Annotated in this window: 18 protein-coding genes and 2 pseudogenes; 9 read left to right on the top strand and 11 right to left on the bottom strand. The window is 65.9% G+C overall.

What is annotated here, in order from left to right:
- Nucleotides 1–30 precede the first annotated feature (30 nt).
- A pseudogene (locus Q8M13_RS03035) lies at nt 31–549 on the top strand (discoidin domain-containing protein); the annotation flags it as partial.
- Nucleotides 550–612: 63 nt separating this feature from the next.
- Nucleotides 613–726 (top strand): annotated as a pseudogene (locus Q8M13_RS20930) (PEPxxWA-CTERM sorting domain-containing protein); the annotation flags it as partial.
- Between the two features lie 64 nt (nt 727–790).
- Here the strand turns inward: Q8M13_RS20930 and Q8M13_RS03030 are convergent.
- Entirely contained in the window at nt 791–1,018 is a 228-nt protein-coding gene (locus tag Q8M13_RS03030; protein WP_305298139.1) for a hypothetical protein, read from the bottom strand.
- A gap of 207 nt (nt 1,019–1,225) precedes the next feature.
- Here Q8M13_RS03030 and Q8M13_RS03025 point away from each other — a divergent pair, with 207 nt between their 5' ends.
- A complete protein-coding gene (locus Q8M13_RS03025) occupies nt 1,226–1,981 on the top strand; it encodes a PEPxxWA-CTERM sorting domain-containing protein (RefSeq protein WP_305298138.1) in 756 nt (251 codons plus the stop codon).
- 64 nt (nt 1,982–2,045) lie between these two features.
- Here the strand turns inward: Q8M13_RS03025 and Q8M13_RS03020 are convergent, their stop codons facing one another.
- Complete coding sequence (locus tag Q8M13_RS03020) at nt 2,046–2,204, bottom strand: hypothetical protein (protein WP_305298137.1); 159 nt, start codon at nt 2,202–2,204, stop codon at nt 2,046–2,048.
- Nucleotides 2,205–2,275: 71 nt separating this feature from the next.
- Nucleotides 2,276–2,635, bottom strand: a complete 360-nt coding sequence (locus tag Q8M13_RS03015; protein ID WP_305298136.1) for a hypothetical protein — start codon at nt 2,633–2,635, stop codon at nt 2,276–2,278.
- A 158-nt stretch (nt 2,636–2,793) separates the two neighbouring features.
- On the opposite strand from Q8M13_RS03015, the gene Q8M13_RS03010 reads away from it, so the two are divergent.
- Nucleotides 2,794–3,708, top strand: a complete 915-nt coding sequence (locus Q8M13_RS03010; protein WP_305298135.1) for a hypothetical protein — start codon at nt 2,794–2,796, stop codon at nt 3,706–3,708.
- A gap of 38 nt (nt 3,709–3,746) precedes the next feature.
- On the opposite strand, the gene Q8M13_RS03005 is transcribed toward Q8M13_RS03010, so the two are convergent.
- A complete protein-coding gene (locus Q8M13_RS03005; RefSeq protein WP_305298134.1) occupies nt 3,747–4,616 on the bottom strand; it encodes an SDR family NAD(P)-dependent oxidoreductase in 870 nt (289 codons plus the stop codon).
- Between the two features lie 257 nt (nt 4,617–4,873).
- On the opposite strand from Q8M13_RS03005, the gene Q8M13_RS03000 reads away from it, so the two are divergent.
- Both Q8M13_RS03000 and Q8M13_RS02995 read left to right on the top strand, forming a co-directional pair.
- Nucleotides 4,874–6,367: a methyl-accepting chemotaxis protein gene (locus tag Q8M13_RS03000; RefSeq protein ID WP_305298133.1), complete on the top strand. Its 1,494-nt coding sequence runs from the start codon at nt 4,874–4,876 to the stop codon at nt 6,365–6,367.
- Complete coding sequence (locus Q8M13_RS02995; protein ID WP_305298132.1) at nt 6,367–6,813, top strand: chemotaxis protein CheW; 447 nt, start codon at nt 6,367–6,369, stop codon at nt 6,811–6,813. Before Q8M13_RS03000 ends, Q8M13_RS02995 begins: the two co-directional genes overlap by 1 nt.
- A gap of 58 nt (nt 6,814–6,871) precedes the next feature.
- On the opposite strand, the gene Q8M13_RS02990 is transcribed toward Q8M13_RS02995, so the two are convergent.
- Nucleotides 6,872–7,648: a hypothetical protein gene (locus Q8M13_RS02990; RefSeq protein WP_305298131.1), complete on the bottom strand. Its 777-nt coding sequence runs from the start codon at nt 7,646–7,648 to the stop codon at nt 6,872–6,874.
- Nucleotides 7,649–7,919: 271 nt separating this feature from the next.
- Here Q8M13_RS02990 and Q8M13_RS02985 point away from each other — a divergent pair, with 271 nt between their 5' ends.
- Nucleotides 7,920–8,579, top strand: coding sequence for a hypothetical protein (locus Q8M13_RS02985; protein ID WP_305298130.1), 660 nt, complete (start codon nt 7,920–7,922; stop codon nt 8,577–8,579).
- Nucleotides 8,580–8,696: 117 nt separating this feature from the next.
- Here Q8M13_RS02985 and Q8M13_RS02980 read toward each other — a convergent pair whose 3' ends face one another.
- The 5 genes from Q8M13_RS02980 to Q8M13_RS02960 form a co-directional block, all read right to left on the bottom strand.
- A complete protein-coding gene (locus tag Q8M13_RS02980; protein WP_305298129.1) occupies nt 8,697–9,623 on the bottom strand; it encodes a LysR substrate-binding domain-containing protein in 927 nt (308 codons plus the stop codon).
- 119 nt (nt 9,624–9,742) lie between these two features.
- The gene (locus tag Q8M13_RS02975; RefSeq protein WP_305298128.1) at nt 9,743–10,117 is read right to left on the bottom strand and encodes a DUF1801 domain-containing protein; all 375 of its coding nucleotides are present in this window, start codon (nt 10,115–10,117) and stop codon (nt 9,743–9,745) included.
- Nucleotides 10,118–10,134: 17 nt separating this feature from the next.
- On the bottom strand, nt 10,135–10,548 hold the full coding sequence (locus tag Q8M13_RS02970) for a DoxX family protein (protein WP_305298127.1): 414 nt from the start codon (nt 10,546–10,548) through the stop codon (nt 10,135–10,137).
- A 95-nt stretch (nt 10,549–10,643) separates the two neighbouring features.
- Nucleotides 10,644–10,982, bottom strand: a complete 339-nt coding sequence (locus Q8M13_RS02965; protein ID WP_370869926.1) for a VOC family protein — start codon at nt 10,980–10,982, stop codon at nt 10,644–10,646.
- A gap of 108 nt (nt 10,983–11,090) precedes the next feature.
- A complete protein-coding gene (locus Q8M13_RS02960) occupies nt 11,091–11,768 on the bottom strand; it encodes a hypothetical protein (RefSeq protein ID WP_305298126.1) in 678 nt (225 codons plus the stop codon).
- A 294-nt stretch (nt 11,769–12,062) separates the two neighbouring features.
- On the opposite strand from Q8M13_RS02960, the gene Q8M13_RS02955 reads away from it, so the two are divergent.
- Both Q8M13_RS02955 and Q8M13_RS02950 read left to right on the top strand, forming a co-directional pair.
- Entirely contained in the window at nt 12,063–12,851 is a 789-nt protein-coding gene (locus Q8M13_RS02955) for a THxN family PEP-CTERM protein (protein ID WP_305298125.1), read from the top strand.
- 273 nt (nt 12,852–13,124) lie between these two features.
- On the top strand, nt 13,125–13,778 hold the full coding sequence (locus tag Q8M13_RS02950; protein ID WP_370869930.1) for a DUF642 domain-containing protein: 654 nt from the start codon (nt 13,125–13,127) through the stop codon (nt 13,776–13,778).
- A 63-nt stretch (nt 13,779–13,841) separates the two neighbouring features.
- Here Q8M13_RS02950 and Q8M13_RS02945 read toward each other — a convergent pair.
- Nucleotides 13,842–14,765 (bottom strand): RNA polymerase sigma factor (locus tag Q8M13_RS02945; protein ID WP_305298123.1); only part of this gene is annotated, 924 nt, incomplete at its 5' end.

Here is a 14,765-nt window from a genome sequence, read left to right as displayed (position 1 = left end):
AGCGTAATCGGCCCGCCACGGGTCTGGGTCATGTCTCGCCCACGTCTTAACCAATGGGAAAGCATGATGACCAAGGCCTTGATCTCCTCGGCGCTCGCCGCCGCCGCCATCGCTCTGGCCAGCCCGGCCGCCGCGGCCACGATCGCCCCGGTCGGCGTCGAGGCCTCGAGCACCTTCACCCACTACAACCAGTACAAGGCCGAGAACCTGATCAACGGCAGCGGCATGGTCGGCGACCTGCACGACGCCGGGTTCACCAACATGTGGATGACCGACCTGGGCGTGGACGCCGCGACCCTGACCTTCGATCTGGGCGGGCTCTACAAGCTCGATGGCCTGAAGGTGTGGAACTATAACTTCGGCGTCGAGGAATACGCCTCGACCCTGGACCGCGCGGCCAACGCCTTTACCCTGGCGATCTCGACCGACGGCGTGACCTATACCGACATCCTGGCCGACAACTTCTCGCGCGGGACCGGCAAGCTTCTGGCCGGTGAGAGCTTCGGCCTGAGCGGGGCGGCGCGGTTCGTGCGCCTGAACCTGACCGGCAACCACCAGAGCGACCCGGCCACCTACGGCTATTCGCCGGTGGGTCTGTCGGAAGTGCGTTTCGAAGGTTCGGCGGTGCCGGAGCCGGCGACCTGGGCGATGATGATCATCGGCTTTGGCGCGGCCGGCTCGGCGGTGCGCGCCGCGCGTCGTCGGAACATCCTTAGCCTCGCCTAGTCGATCACCTCTTACCTTGCCGCGGACCCTCTTGCTTCGGCGGGAGGGTCTTTTGCTGGGCCGATCACGACAGGCTCGATCTCGCCGCGATGCGATAGCGTCGCCAGATGCGCTTGCCGGCTTGGCACAGTTCATCGTCGGCGCCGGCCGCCTTGAGGCGTTGCTCGAACTCCAGCCAGGTGCGGACTTCGAGGGCCTTGGCGTTCAGGCGGATCTCGGTGGGGACTTCGCCGACCAGTTCCTCGCGCTGGGTATAGCTGGCGATGAAGTCGCGGAATTTGAGCTTCTGCATGGTGACGTGACCTCCGATTTTCAGAGGGTTCCCGTTGATCCAATGCAAAGCGCCGCAGTTAGTGCCGCCTCACGAAAATTGTGACCCGCGCACGCAGATTCACGCGAGAAGAGAATCTGAAAGCTCAGGTGCGCGAGGCGCCGTAGAACGGTGTTTTCCAAAAATAGGGGCGGAGTACAGCGCACCCATTCGCGACGAGGGAAACGAATGAAGCTCAGTTTGCTTATCACCGGTGTCGCCGCAGCCGCGGCCATGGCCGGAGCGGCTCAGGCCGGCATCACCGTCACCTATGAAGCCCCTGGGGTGACCAACACCACGGCGCTGTTCGACGTTCTCGGCAAAGAGACCTTCGATAGCCGGGCGGTGGGCGTTGGCGGCTTCAGCTCCAACTTCGGCGGCAACGGCGTCATCAGCGGCCAGTACGGCGCCTCGACCCAGGTGCATGCCGGCGACCAGTACGGCGGCGAAGGCGGCAGCAACTACGCCGTGACCTTCGACAGCAACGGCTATTCGCTGAACCTCACCAGCACGCAGGACGCCGCTGGCGTGACCTATTTCGGCTACTATCTGCCGGCCCTGGATGGCGGGAACGTGCTGGAACTCTATTCCGGCGGGACGAAGATCTTCACCTTCGACGCTTCCACCGTGCTGAGCAAGATCGGCGGCAACTCGGCGTACTTCGGCAAGCCTGATGCGCCGAACCAAGGCCAGAACAGCGGCGAGCCCTATGCCTTCGTGAATTTCTACGCGACCGGCGGCACCAAGTTCGACCGCGTCGTCTTCCTGGAAAATCCGGCGGGCGGCGGCTACGAGAGCGACAACCACACGGTCGGTTACTTCAAGACCATCACCGGCACTGGCGTGCCCGAACCGGCGACCTGGGCGATGATGATCATCGGCTTCGGGGCGGTCGGCTCGATGGTGCGCACCTCGCGCCGCCGTAACGCTTTTAGCGCCGCCTGATCCAGGCTTGGCGCTAGAACTTCAGGGCCCTCTCGCCTCGGCGGGAGGGCCTTTTTCTTGGTTGCTAGCCAGCCTGGGCCGAGCGCGTACCGGCCTTTAACGCGCATTTCAGCCAGTAGTCGTGCTGTTGCAGCAAGCGGGCGCGGTCGTGGGGGAGATTGGCCCTCGCCGCCGCGGCTCGCGCGTCTCTGGCCAGGGCTAGATATTGCTCTGCCGTACTCATGTTGAACGCCGTAGTTAACGACTATCCCTCTTTGGCTGAACGGGGACCGGGGCGGGCGGTTCCAGAGGCGGTCAACGGGGGTCCGAACGGGGCGCCTTCCAGCCGCCGTCGATCGGGGTCGGCTGCTTCTTCGGCTCCCAAGGCTCGGTCACCCGACCCCAATAGTCGCGGCGCAGCATGGGTGAATTTCGGATCATGCTGTCCGGCGGCGTCACAGCCACGCCGCGGCCGTCAGTGCTTTTCCAATAGTGGGGATTGGTCGAGGTTTTTCGCACGCCACCCTCGCCGTCAGGAATGGTCTCGGTGACGTGGCCGTCCGCCTGTTTGCAGCGCTCGCCCCCACCGAAGACCTCTCGGCAGCCGACGCGTTCGGCGTGGGCGGTTCCTGCCAGGGTGAGTGTCGCGAAGACTGCGATCATGAGCGTGCGCATGCGGCTACTCCATCTCGCCCCACTACCAGAGGGCGGCTAAGCCTATCTTAGGTAGTCGAGGGCGCAAGGCGCCGTGGGTGGCGCATTCCGTCGCATTCTAAGCGGGGCTGGGCGATGGCGGCTGTTCAGCGCGGCGGTGATGGCGACATCGCAGGCGCGTGAAACACCTAACCCTAGCTTCGATCGCCCTTGGACTTTCAGCCATTCCTGCCCTGGCCGACCTGCCGCAGGACGCCGCGTCCGCCGCGGCGCTCGGTCAGGTGGACTTCACCTACAATCGCTCACGGCCCACGCCGTCGGCGGCCGAGCGGACGCCGTTGCAGGCCAAGGGGGTGAAGCTGCGGGACACGATCCTGGCGACTCCGGCGCTGAAGGATCGGCGCGGCTTTGCGCTGCATGCCAGCGTGGTCCTGGAACAGCCGGTGGCCGCCGGCGATCCCGACATGGTCTGGGGCGGGGTGATCTCGCGGCGCATCAATGTGACGTGGAGCCAGCCCGACGCCGCGGGCCGCTATCCCGGCGACGGGGAGGGACCGGTGCTGCGATACATGATCAACAAGACCGACAAGGCGCTGGCGGCCGACGACAGCGGCTTCTTCACCTTGCCCGAACAGCGGAAAGAGGCTGGCGGGATCCTGCGGTTCACGCGTGCAGGCAGCGAGTACACGGTCATCACACCGGCCGGAACGCCCGGCTTCGTACCGGTCAGCATCGGCGAATATCTGGGCGCGACCGCCGCGTGGCAGGAGAAGGCCGGGTCGCCGGAGCAGGCCGCCGAGATGCGGCAGGCCTTGGCCGGCTTGGCGCCAGGCGGCCGCGCCGCGCCCTACTGCATGACCAGAGCCGCGGCGACGGCCAACCTGAGCGGGCGCTGCGCAGAGCCGGGCGCGCGGCCGATGATGCGGGTCAACCCCGCGCTGGGCGCAGGCGTCGGGGCCGCCAGCAAGGCGAGGGTCATCGTCCTGATCGTGCCGCAGCTCGGGACGATCGGCGACGCGCAGGAGCGGCGGCGGCTGATCGCGGCGGCGGGCCAGCTCGACATGACCGCCCTGCAGGCGATGCTTGGCGGCTGACCGCCTGGGCGCGTGCCGAACCTTGGCCGGGTTGGAGACTAGTGTCCGGCCATGAAGGCCTCGAACCGTTCCTTCCAGGCGGGGTGCCAGCGCGAGAGGGCGGGGCGGTTCTCGATCACGTCGCCCATCGCCCACTGCATGCGGCGCTCATCGGTGGCGCGGTCGACGTCGTTGTCTGGGCAGAGGATGTAGAAGTCGTCGCGGGCCAAGCGCTCGATCATGAAGTCGACGACCTGCTGCGGACTCCAGGCGGCGGGCGGCTTGGCGGCCGGGTCGGCGCCGGGGCGCGTGGTCATGCCGGTGAAGGTGAAGCCTGGGATCAGCAGGTGGGCGGTGATCGCCTCCGCGCCGGGGGTGTTGCGCAGCTCGTGGGCGAGCGCCTCGGTGTAGACCTTCAGGGCGGCCTTCGAGACGTTGTAGGCGGCGTTGCCTGGCGGGGTGGTGATGCCTTGCTTGGAGCCGGTGTTGACGATCAGGGCGGGCGCCGCGGCGGCGACCATGCCGGGCAGGAATGCCTGGACCCCGTGGATCGCGCCCCAGAGGTTGATGTCCAGCAGGCGACGCCAGGCCGCTAGATCCTGCGCCGTCCCGCCTGGGTTCAGGCCTGCGCCGGCGTTGTTCATCAGCAGGGCTGGGGGTGCGCCGAAAACCTTCGCCGTTTGGGCCTGGAGGCGCTGGATCTGGTCGAAGTCGGCGACGTCGGTGGCGATCGCGACGACATCGCCGGGACTGGGGGCGAGCTGGGCGACGGCCTCGCGGGCGCTATCGAGGGCTTGGCTGGGAAGGTCGGCCAGTGCGACCTTCATGCCGCGCCGCGCGCAGAGCTCGGCGGCGGCCAGGCCGATGCCGCCGGCCGCGCCGGTGATCACGGCGATGGCGCCGGGCTTCAGGATGGCGTCGAGGTTCATGGCGATCTCCAGGGCGGCGGGGAGGGCATGCTAGCAGCCGCCGAGGGCCTGCGCCTGCCAGTTTGGCGATATCTGGAGGGGCGGTCCACACCCTGAGATAGGTCTTCGTCGGCGCAAATAGCAAGCACGGCAAGGACTCGTGAGGTGTTGGACATAGAATACAACGCCGTTACGGTTTCGTTTACTTGAGCGGGCGCAACCATAGAGCGACGCCATGAGCGTCGGGACGTTCGTGTTTCTGCTGGGGGGCAGGGTTCATGATCTTCGGGAAAAATCGCGGAAGCGAGAAGGGTAGCGAGCAAGCAATTGAACTCGAAGCGATTTTGGGAGCGATCCATAAATCCCAGGCTGTGATCGAGTTTCAGCTCGACGGAACGATTATTCGGGCCAACGAGAATTTCAGTAAGGTAATGGGGTATTCGGCCGCTGAGATCGAAGGTCGAAAGCACAGCATGTTCGCAACGCCAGAATATGCGGCGAGCGAAGAGTATCGGGCGTTCTGGCGAGCGCTGAACAATGGGGAGTTCGTCGCCGACAAGTTCTTGCGGTTGGCCAAGGGCGGCCGCGAGGTCTGGCTGCAGGCGTCCTACAATCCGATGTTCGACAAGTCGGGCCGGCTCTACAAGGTCATCAAGCTGGCCACCGACATCACCGCGACCGAGCAGGAGCATCTGCGCCGCAGCGCCGAGCGCAACACCGCGCGCGAGCAGCAGGTCTTTGCGGTGGAGGCGACGGCGACCGCGCTGTCGAAGCTGGCGGCGGGCGACCTGACCTATCGCCTCGACGGACATTTCCCAGAGGAATATCAGCGGCTGCAGGCCGACTTTAACGCCGCGATCAACCGCCTTCACGAGGTGATGGGCAATGTGGCCGGCGCCGCGGGCGCGATCCGGTCGGGCACTGGCGAGATCACTTCGGCCGCCGACGACCTTTCACGCCGCACCGAGCGTCAGGCCGCCAATCTGGAAGAGACCGCCGCGGCGCTCGACGAGATCACCGCCACGGTGCGCAAGACCGCCGAGGGCGCACGCGAAGCGCAGGGCGTGGTCAACGCCGCGCGCGGCGACGCCGAAGCCTCCGGCGCGGTGGTCGCCGACGCGATCAGCGCCATGGGCAAGATCGAGGCCTCGGCCACCCAGATCAGCCAGATCGTCGGGGTGATCGACGAGATCGCCTTCCAGACCAATCTGCTGGCGCTGAACGCCGGGGTCGAGGCGGCGCGGGCGGGCGAGGCCGGTCGCGGCTTCGCGGTCGTCGCCTCCGAGGTCCGGGCCCTCGCCCAGCGGTCGGCCGAGGCGGCCAAGGAGATCAAGGCGCTGATCTCGGCCTCGACGGCCCAGGTGAGTTCCGGCGTCGATCTGGTCGGCAAGACCGGCCAGGCGCTGCAGCGCATCGTCGGCGAGGTCGGCAAGATCACTGAACTGGTCACGGAGATCGCGGCCTCGGCCCAGGAACAGGCCGTGGGTCTTGGCCAGGTCAACACCGCCATCAATGAGATGGACCAGATGACCCAGCAGAACGCCGCCATGGTCGAGCAGTCGACCGCGGCGAGCCATGCCCTGGCTCACCAGGCCAGCGAGCTGGACCAATTGATGGAGGAGTTCGAGATCGGCGAGGCCAGGGGCCGCGCGCAAGCGTCGCGTCGGGGCCAGGCGACTCGCAGCGAACCGGCGCGTGGCCCGATCTCCATGGGCGCGACGGCGCGCAAGCTGGCGGTGGTTCCGGCCGCCGACACCTGGGAGGAGTTCTGATGGACGCCGGATCGGGCGCCGAACTCATCAGCGTCCGCATCGGCGGGCAGCAGTTCGCCCTGGACATCATGGCGGTGCGGGAGATCCGGGGGTGGAGCGCTTCGACCCCCGTGCCCCATGCGCCGTCCTATGTGATGGGAATGATCAACCTGCGCGGCGTGGTGCTGGCGGTGGTCGATCTCAGCGCCCGGCTGGGGCTCGGGGCCTGCACGCCGGACTCATCGTCCGTCGTGGTGGTCGCTCACATCAATGGCGTGCCGGTCGGCCTGCTGGTGGACGCGGTCTGCGACATCATCGCGGTGACCGAGGATATGGTGCAGCCGCCGCCCGGCGTCGGAACCGACGATGTGCGCGAGTTCGTGCAGGGGATCATCTCCACCGACGAGGGCATCGTGACCTTGCTGTCGCTGGACCAGGTGCTGCCGACCGAACGGGCCGCGGCCTAGCAACTCGACAACCCCGCAGCCATGATCAGGCTGCGGGATAAGCCCTAGCAGGCGTCGGTCAGAATTTGCGGTCCGCGTCGAGCGGCGTGCAGGTCCCGTTGAACTTGGTCAGCCCATCAAGACTGATGTGACCCGCGCGGCGATCGATGGTCATCTTCGGTTTGTTCGCGCCGTTGAGCCGAAACTCGCCGCGGATGAAATCACGGGAGATCGAAAGGTTGGCGAGGTCATACCAGCCGTCGGCCCCGCCGGAGCGGAGTGGCGGCAGCATGTTCTTGGCCGGACGAATACGGCCCCTCTCCCCATCGATCTCGATGGTCACAGACGTGCTGTAGTCTTGGTGGGTGAGCTCGTAGCCGCTCTTGGGCACATATTTCCGCTTGTCATCGTCCCATTGGTAGCCGGTCTGCGGCTGGGTGGTGAGCTTGTCCCCCTGGCCATAACAGATGAGCGCGATGTGCTCGCGATAGTCGTCCCGGCCAGGTCCGCCATATCCAAATGGCGGCGGCGCAAACCCCTGATCGGCACGCTGCCGGCAGTCGGCGTTCGGAGCTGAAACCAGGGAATCGTATCGACCCTCCGCGGTCGAGACGGTGAGGCAGACGCCTCGTCGGTCATTCCACCAATAGGTCCATTTGCGATCGGCGCCGGTTTGTCCGCCGACATTCACATACCCTCGGGAGGCCAATTCGGACTCCCCGCTCGCCGCGCGTGCGCCAACCAAGTCGCGAACATCCGAAGGCGTCACCTGAGCTGCGGCGGGCAGGGCGACCAGGGCGTTGGCGGCCAGCGCGGCTAGCCCGAAGATGCGGGCGCTTTCAGACGATATCGGCACAGGCCGGCTCCATGACTTTAGGTTGAGGGAGACTAGGTCCCGCATCAGCAAATTCTGAAGCGCTAAAAGGGTCAAGGCGCGAAAGCGTTCCACCCGAACGTGTCAATGGCGGCTGGCGCGCGGATGTCGCTTGGCTTGCATGCAATAGTCCGGATCCATGTCACCGTGCCGGCAGTGACGCCGTGCTCCGATGAGAGCTCGTTTACCGATTCCTCGTGAGACTCCACCTGATCACTGAGGCGAGAGAGTACCGATCATGGATTTTATGAGGATGCTCCGGTCGCTGGAGGAACTTCTCTACGAGGTGATGACCTGGTTGGTCTTCTATCCTCGCACGGTGTTGCTCACCCTGGTCCAGCCGCTCAAGACCCTCGAATATTGCAAGGCGCAGTTCCACCGTCCGGAGGAGGAGCGGTTTGACCGCTCGCTGTCGCCGCCGCTGTTTCTCCTATTGAGTTTGCTGCTCTCCCACTTCCTCGAGATCGGGCTCCACATCGACCCTGTTGGCCAGGTCAATGCGCCCATCCTGCAGATGTCGCAGCAGAATCTGATCGTGTTCCGGTCGCTCGTGTTTGCGCTCTTCCCGCTGATGTTCGCACTGCGTTACGTCAAGGCCTCGGGGCTCTCGCTGTCGCGCACCACCTTGCGCGCGCCGTTCTTCATCGAATGCTACCCGGCGTCAGTGTTCGCGCTGCTGCTGCAGATCGGCATGACGATGGAGCATGGCCTTCAACATGGTCGGATGGCCGGGGGCGCGCTCGCGGCCGGGGCGACAGTCTGGTACCTCGCCGTGCAGACCGCGTGGCTAAGCCGTGGCGATAAGAGCCGCTGGAAAGCGTTCAGCATCGCGCTCTGGCAATTGGTGAAGGCGTTGGCGATCATCCTTCTTGTCGCGATTGGCCTCGCCTACGAGAGTCATCTCTTCGACTGAGGAGCCACGAGGGCCCTCGCTCACCCAAGGATGCACGAGGCGCGCTGAGCCGAGCTCTGGCGTTTGTCGCCGCCCGATGGGCTGTTGCGACAGCGACCTGCCAATGGCGTCGGTCGTTCATTCAGTCTCGTTGGTTTCGTCGTGGACGTGCTGGGCGGCGCAGCCTTCGGCGATGAAGTCGATCAGCATGCGGATCGAGGGCAGCAGGCCGCGGCGCGACGGGAACACCGCGTGCAGCACCCAGCGTCGGGGGCGCCACTGCGGCAGCAGGTCGATCAGCCGGCCGGCGTTAATATCGCCGATCACGACCACGCTCGGCAGGAGGACGACGCCAAGGCCCTGCAGCGCGCCCTCGTGCAGCATGTGGACGTCGTCGGTGATCAGCCGAGGGTGGTGGCGAACCTCGGCGGTCATGCCGTCTTCATGGTGGAGGGCCCACGCGTGGTCGCGATGGGCCGGGCCGAAATCCAGGCTGGGCCAACCGCCCAAGTCGGCCGGGCCGGCGGGCGCGCCATGCAGGGCCACCAGATCGGGACTGGCGACCAGACGGTGGACGCTTTCGTCCAGCTTGCGCATCACCAGGTCGGACTGTTCCAGTGGCGGCTCGCTAACCCGGATCGCCAGATCAAAGCCCTCGCCGATCACGTCGACCCGGCGGCTGGTGCTTTCAAGGTGGACCGTGACCTCGGGGTGCAGCGCCATGAAGCGCGCGACCAGGGCGCCCATCTGGTAGGTCAGCAGGCCGGCCGAACAGCTCATGCGGATGACGCCGCGCGGCGCGGCCTTGACGCTGTCGATCACCGCCTGGGCGGCCTCGGCCTCCACCAGCATGGCCAGGCAGTGCTCGTAGTACTCGCGGCCCACCTCGGTGACGGCGAACTTGCGTGAGGATCGGTGGATGAGCCGGGTGTCCAACTGCTCTTCCAGCTGGGCGATCCGCCGGCTCAGCTTTGATTTTTGCAGGCCCAGCGCCCGGGCGGCCGGTGCGAAGCCGCCGTGGTCCACCACCTGGACGAAATAGTAGAGGTCGTTGAGGTCGCGCATCGTCCTGTCATTAGGACGTTGGGGCGGAATTTCGCAAGCTTCCGGGCAAGCGTTGCGAAGGTGTGCCTGCTCCGGCCTAGCCTTTCCTCCCCCGCTTCGCAGGGGAGGAAAGGCGGCGCTTAGGTCTTGGCCATCGTCATCGGGTCGCCATGTTCGCGGTTGAGGGCGATGGCTGCGGCGACCAGGCGGCGGACTTCCTCGGCGGTGATCTGGTCTGGGCCCGTGAGCTTGATCGCGGCCATCTGGAACCCGCCGCTAGGCTCCAGGCGCGGGTCGAGGTCGGTCATCTGGGCGCCGCGCCAGAAGGCGAGCGTCATGTGGCTTTTGAAGCTCTTGAACAGGCAGACCGCGCCGCTCGCCGACCACATCGGGTGGCCCCACTTGAAGTCTTCGGCCAGGTCGCCGGCGGCGAGGATCTCGCGGCGCAGGAGCTGGGCGCTTTGCGCCTGCCAACCATCGAGGCCGGCGATGTAGGCGTCCACCTTGTCGGACATGGGAGGGCGTTCCTTTACTAGAGCCGGATCGGGAAGATGGCGCGCAGCCTGGCGTCGCGCAGATAGAGGCCGCCCCAGATCGCCGCGCCGAGATAGACGCCGAACAGGGTGTGGGAGACCAGCGGGTCGCCGACCCGCAGGTGGCTGGCGATCGCGCCGCCCATGACCGCCGTCAGCAGCACCGCGCCCAGCACCGCGGTCCGCGGGAAGATGTAGAGCAGCAGGCAGATCAGCTCGATCGCGCCGATGGTGGGGCCAAGCGCGGCCGGGTAGCCGAGCTGGTCGAGGCTGTCGCGCACGACCTGCAGATCGATCAGCTTGATGACCGTGTCGAAGGTCATGAAGGCGACGACCAGGCCGGTCAGGATACGGCCCGCCCAGAGCATCAGCTTTAGGGTGGTGGCGGGCGCGGTGTCGGTGATGGTGACCATGGGTTTGGCTCCGGCTCGGCTGAGGGTCAGCGCTTGGTCTGGCCGAGCGACCAGTTGACGTCGAAGGGGTCGCGGAGCGTGCCGTAGCGGTCACCTCAGAACATGTCGGCCACCGGCATCACCGGGGTCGCGCCGGCGTTGATCGCGCGCTTCCACCAGGCGTCGATGTCGTCGACCTGCAGGTGCATGGTGAAGGAGTTGGAGGGCTGGTGCGGGTGGCCTTCCTCAGGCCAGCAGTCGCTCATCAAGAGCGGTCCGCCGTTGATCTCGAGGTGGCAGTGCATCAGGCGCTTGCCGTCCTCGGCCGGCATCCGCATCAACTCCTTGGCGCCGAAGGCCTTCTGGTAGAAGGCCGAGGCTTCGCTGGCGCCCTGGACGTTGATGTAGGGCGTGACGCCGGTCACGGTCGGCGGGGTCATGGTTTCACTGGCCATCGTTTCCGTCCTCTTCGATTGATCGTCGCAGTCTGTGCTGCAGATGACCCAAGGACGAACCGGTTTTGGCGTTTCCGACAGGGACCGTCGGATTTCTCTGGCGGTGAACTAGATCTCGCCCGGTTCGGCGATCGCCTGGCTGCGCAGGGCGATGAACTGGGCGGCGAGATCGTGGGCCAGGTAGATATCGCGGCGGCGCGTCCAGGGTTGCCCCGAAAGGGGGTCGTAGGTGACGGGCAGTTCGATCTCCGCGGCCACGATGGCGTTCATGCCGTGGCGGCGCGAAATCTGGACGCAGCGCTTGGCGTGGTCTCTGTGGGCGACGATGGCGACGGCGCCCATCGACGCTGCCGCGCCGCCTTCGTGGCGGAGAACCTCCGCGGCGACGCCATCGGTCGAGAGATATTCCAGCGTTCCGTCCGGCAGATAGACCGGCTCGATTGAGACCATGTCCGCCATGCCGGGCTGATCGACCAGGAAGCGGGCGATCTCCCATTGGGCGTAGATCTTGACGGGGTTCAGCCGGTGGATCGCGCGCACCGCCTGGGCCAGGGCCTCGTTCACAGGGCCAGGGTCGGCGAGGTCGTTTGGCCCGGCCCCATCGCGAGGCCGATTGCCAAACGCATAGGCCACGATCCGTGAGACCTGGGCCGCGGGCGCTTGAGGCGGGCGCCAGCTCAAGGCGATCTCGAATATCTGGCCGGTCAGGCGTGCTGCGGCCTCAGCCTCGCCGAGTTCCTCGGTCAGCCGCTGCTCAAGCAGGCCCTGAAGTTCGCTCTTGGCCATGATCGCCCCCTGACGTCCGGCTAGATGACCCGTCACCTGGGCGCCGGCAAGCATGGGTCTGCCCTGGGGGTTAGGTTTCCGCCTTGGGCGTCAGTTGTTCAAGGTGAGCTGAATCTTCGCAATACAAATTTTGATTTGCAGTTCCTGTGAGGCGAATCTTGTGATGACAGAATGTAAAATTTCGCTAGTGAGGAGAAATATAAGTAATCGCGTGGAAAAGTGAACGGTGGATATTTGACGCGCAAGTTTGTGACCGTTATTGGGCGGATTGAGGCTGCTTAACGGGGAGTTAACATGAAAAATATTGGTTCGACTGCGCGCGCTGTCGCGATTTCAGCTTTTGCTTTGACGACGGTTCTGGCTGCGCCCGCAGCCGCCGCGACGGTGTCATTCGAAAACGTCCGCGGGGCGTGGTCCAACGCGATCGGGTCGAGCGCGACCTACACGAACAACGACAGCGCCAACGCCCAGGTGCGTTGGGGCGTCGCGCAAGGCTATGGCCAGAGCGGCTATAACTTCATTGGATCGGACTTTGGGCCGATCAGCGTGAACTCGCCCTATTCGTCCGGCGCGTTCACCATGGGCGAGTTCCAGCATCTGAATTTCCCGATCAGCTCGGGCACTTCGATCACCGGGATCACCTTGCTGTTCACCGCTGAGGTCATCGTCGACAACGTCAATCTCGGCGACCGCACCTTCACCTACAACTTCACCCACTTCGAGACGCCGAACCAGGGCAACAGCTGCGCGAACGGCGGGGCGAACAACAGCGGCATCAACGTGAACGGCTGCGCCGATCGGGTGACGATGAACTTCAATGCGAGTTCCGACACCTTCATGATCGGTGCCGACACCTACACCCTGGACATCGCCGGCTTCCTGGTCGGCGGCAATCCGAGCGACGGCTTCTGGACCAAGGAACAGGCCAGCAACAGCGCCTTCATCCAGGGCAAGATCAACCTCTACAGCCTGGCGGCGGGCGTTCCCGAGCCCTCGACCTGGGCGATGATGATCATCGGCTTTGGCGGCGTCGGGACCATGGTTCGCAGCAATCGCCGCCGGAACGCACTCAGCGCCGCCTGATCGACCCGGCTCACGACCTTGGCCCGCTCCCACCCCTGGGGGCGGGCCTTTCGGCTTTTTGCCCCTGTGAAGGGAGACTGGCGCGAAGGATTTCGCCCGTTCGGCGAATTGTTAACGGCGGTTCACAAGTCGCCGTTCGCACCTTTTGATTGTGGTGATCGGCCTAGCTATTGGAAGCGTGGCTTGTCCCAACTCGGGACCGCGGAGGCGAGGGCGCACCTCTCCAAGCATTCGATCAATCGAGGGGAGTATTCCGTGAAACTCAAACTGCTCATGGCCGGCGTCGTCGCTGCGCTATCCACCGCGGGCGCGGCGAGCGCGGCCACCGAACTCGTCGTCAATGGCGGGTTCAAGGGCGACACGCGGACTGGCTTCACTACCGTTTCGGCCGTAACCCCCGCGCAGATCGCCGGTTGGACAGTGCTCACCAACTACGTCGATTGGTCCAACGGCGCATGGCAATCGTCGGATGGCGACGGCTATAGCCTTGATCTCATAGGAGGCTTCGGTCGCGGCGCCATCGCCCAGACCATCGCGACCCAGGCGGGCCGGACCTATAACCTGACGTTCGACATTTCCGGCAATCCCGACATGTATCGTGACGCCGGGCGCCTCATCACCGTCAGCGCCGGGGGCGCTGAGATTGGTGAGGCCCAATACGTGCTGAGTTCGGCCAACACCCGAAACAACATGGTGTGGTCGTCGCGCAGCATGTCGTTCGTCGCGACCGGGGCCTTCACCCAGATTGTCTTCACCGGCACGAGCGACAACCCCGCCAACTGCTGCTGGGGCGCGGCGCTCGACAATGTTTCGGTGATGGCGGCGGTTCCTGAACCAGCGACCTGGGCGATGATGATCATCGGCTTCGGCGTGGCCGGCTCGATGGTCCGCACCGCCCGTCGCCGGGACGCACTCAGCCTCGCCTGAGACGGCGATCTGAACTGAGCGAAATTGGCCCGCCTCCAGTGCTGGAGGCGGGCTTTTTGCTGCTCAGCGGGCGCCGGCCTCGGCATCCTTCGCCAAGCGGTCCAGGTGCAGGCGGATGTGGGCGGCCTCGGCGGCGGTGCCCGCTAGGGCGATGGCGCGGTCGAAGGCTTCGTAGGCTTCGCGGCCTCGGCCCAGCTGCATCAGGAAGCCGCCCTTGGCGCCGTAGAAATAGAAGTAGCCGCCTAGGGGCTTGGCCAGGGGTTCGATCATGTCGAGCGCAGCCTGCGGCCCGGCCACTTTGCTGACCGCGACGGCGCGGTTGAGGGTCACGACCGGGGAGGGCGTCATGCGCTCCAGCGTCGCGTAGAGGGCGTCGATCTCGCGCCAGTCGGTGTCCTGGGCGCGCGGGGCGCGGTCGTGCAAGGCGGCGATGGCGGCCTGGACCTGATAGGGGCCGGGGGCGGCGTGGCGCAGGGCCTTGTCGAGCAGGGCCAGACCCTCGGCGATCAGGGCGCGGTTCCACAGCGTGCGGTCCTGGTCAGCAAGCAGGATCAGTTCTCCGCAGGGCGCGAAGCGGGCCGGAGCCCGGGCGTGCTGCAGCAGCATCAGGGCCGTCAGCCCCATGATCTCCGGCTCGGCCGGGAACAGGCGCAGCAGCAGGCGCGCCAGGCGGATCGCCTCCTCGGCGAAGGGCGCCTTGCGGTCAGCCTCCTCGCCGGTCGAGGAATAGCCCTCGTTGAAGATCAGGTAGACGACGGCGGCGACGGCGGCTAGGCGCTCGGCGCGCTCTGCCGGACCCGGGGTTTCAAAGGCGACCTTGGCTTGGCCGATGCGGGCCTTGGCGCGGGTGATCCGCTGCTCCATGGCGCTTTCGCCGACCAGGAATGCGCGGGCGATCTGCGCCACCGACAGGCCGCAGACGATGCGCAGGGCGACGGCCACCTGCTGCACGGCGGGCAGGTCGGGATGGCAGCAGATGAACAGCAG

This window comes from Phenylobacterium sp. (genome assembly GCF_030681155.1).
GTDB lineage: Bacteria > Pseudomonadota > Alphaproteobacteria > Caulobacterales > Caulobacteraceae > Phenylobacterium.
This window is presented reverse-complemented; position numbering and strand designations above follow the sequence as displayed.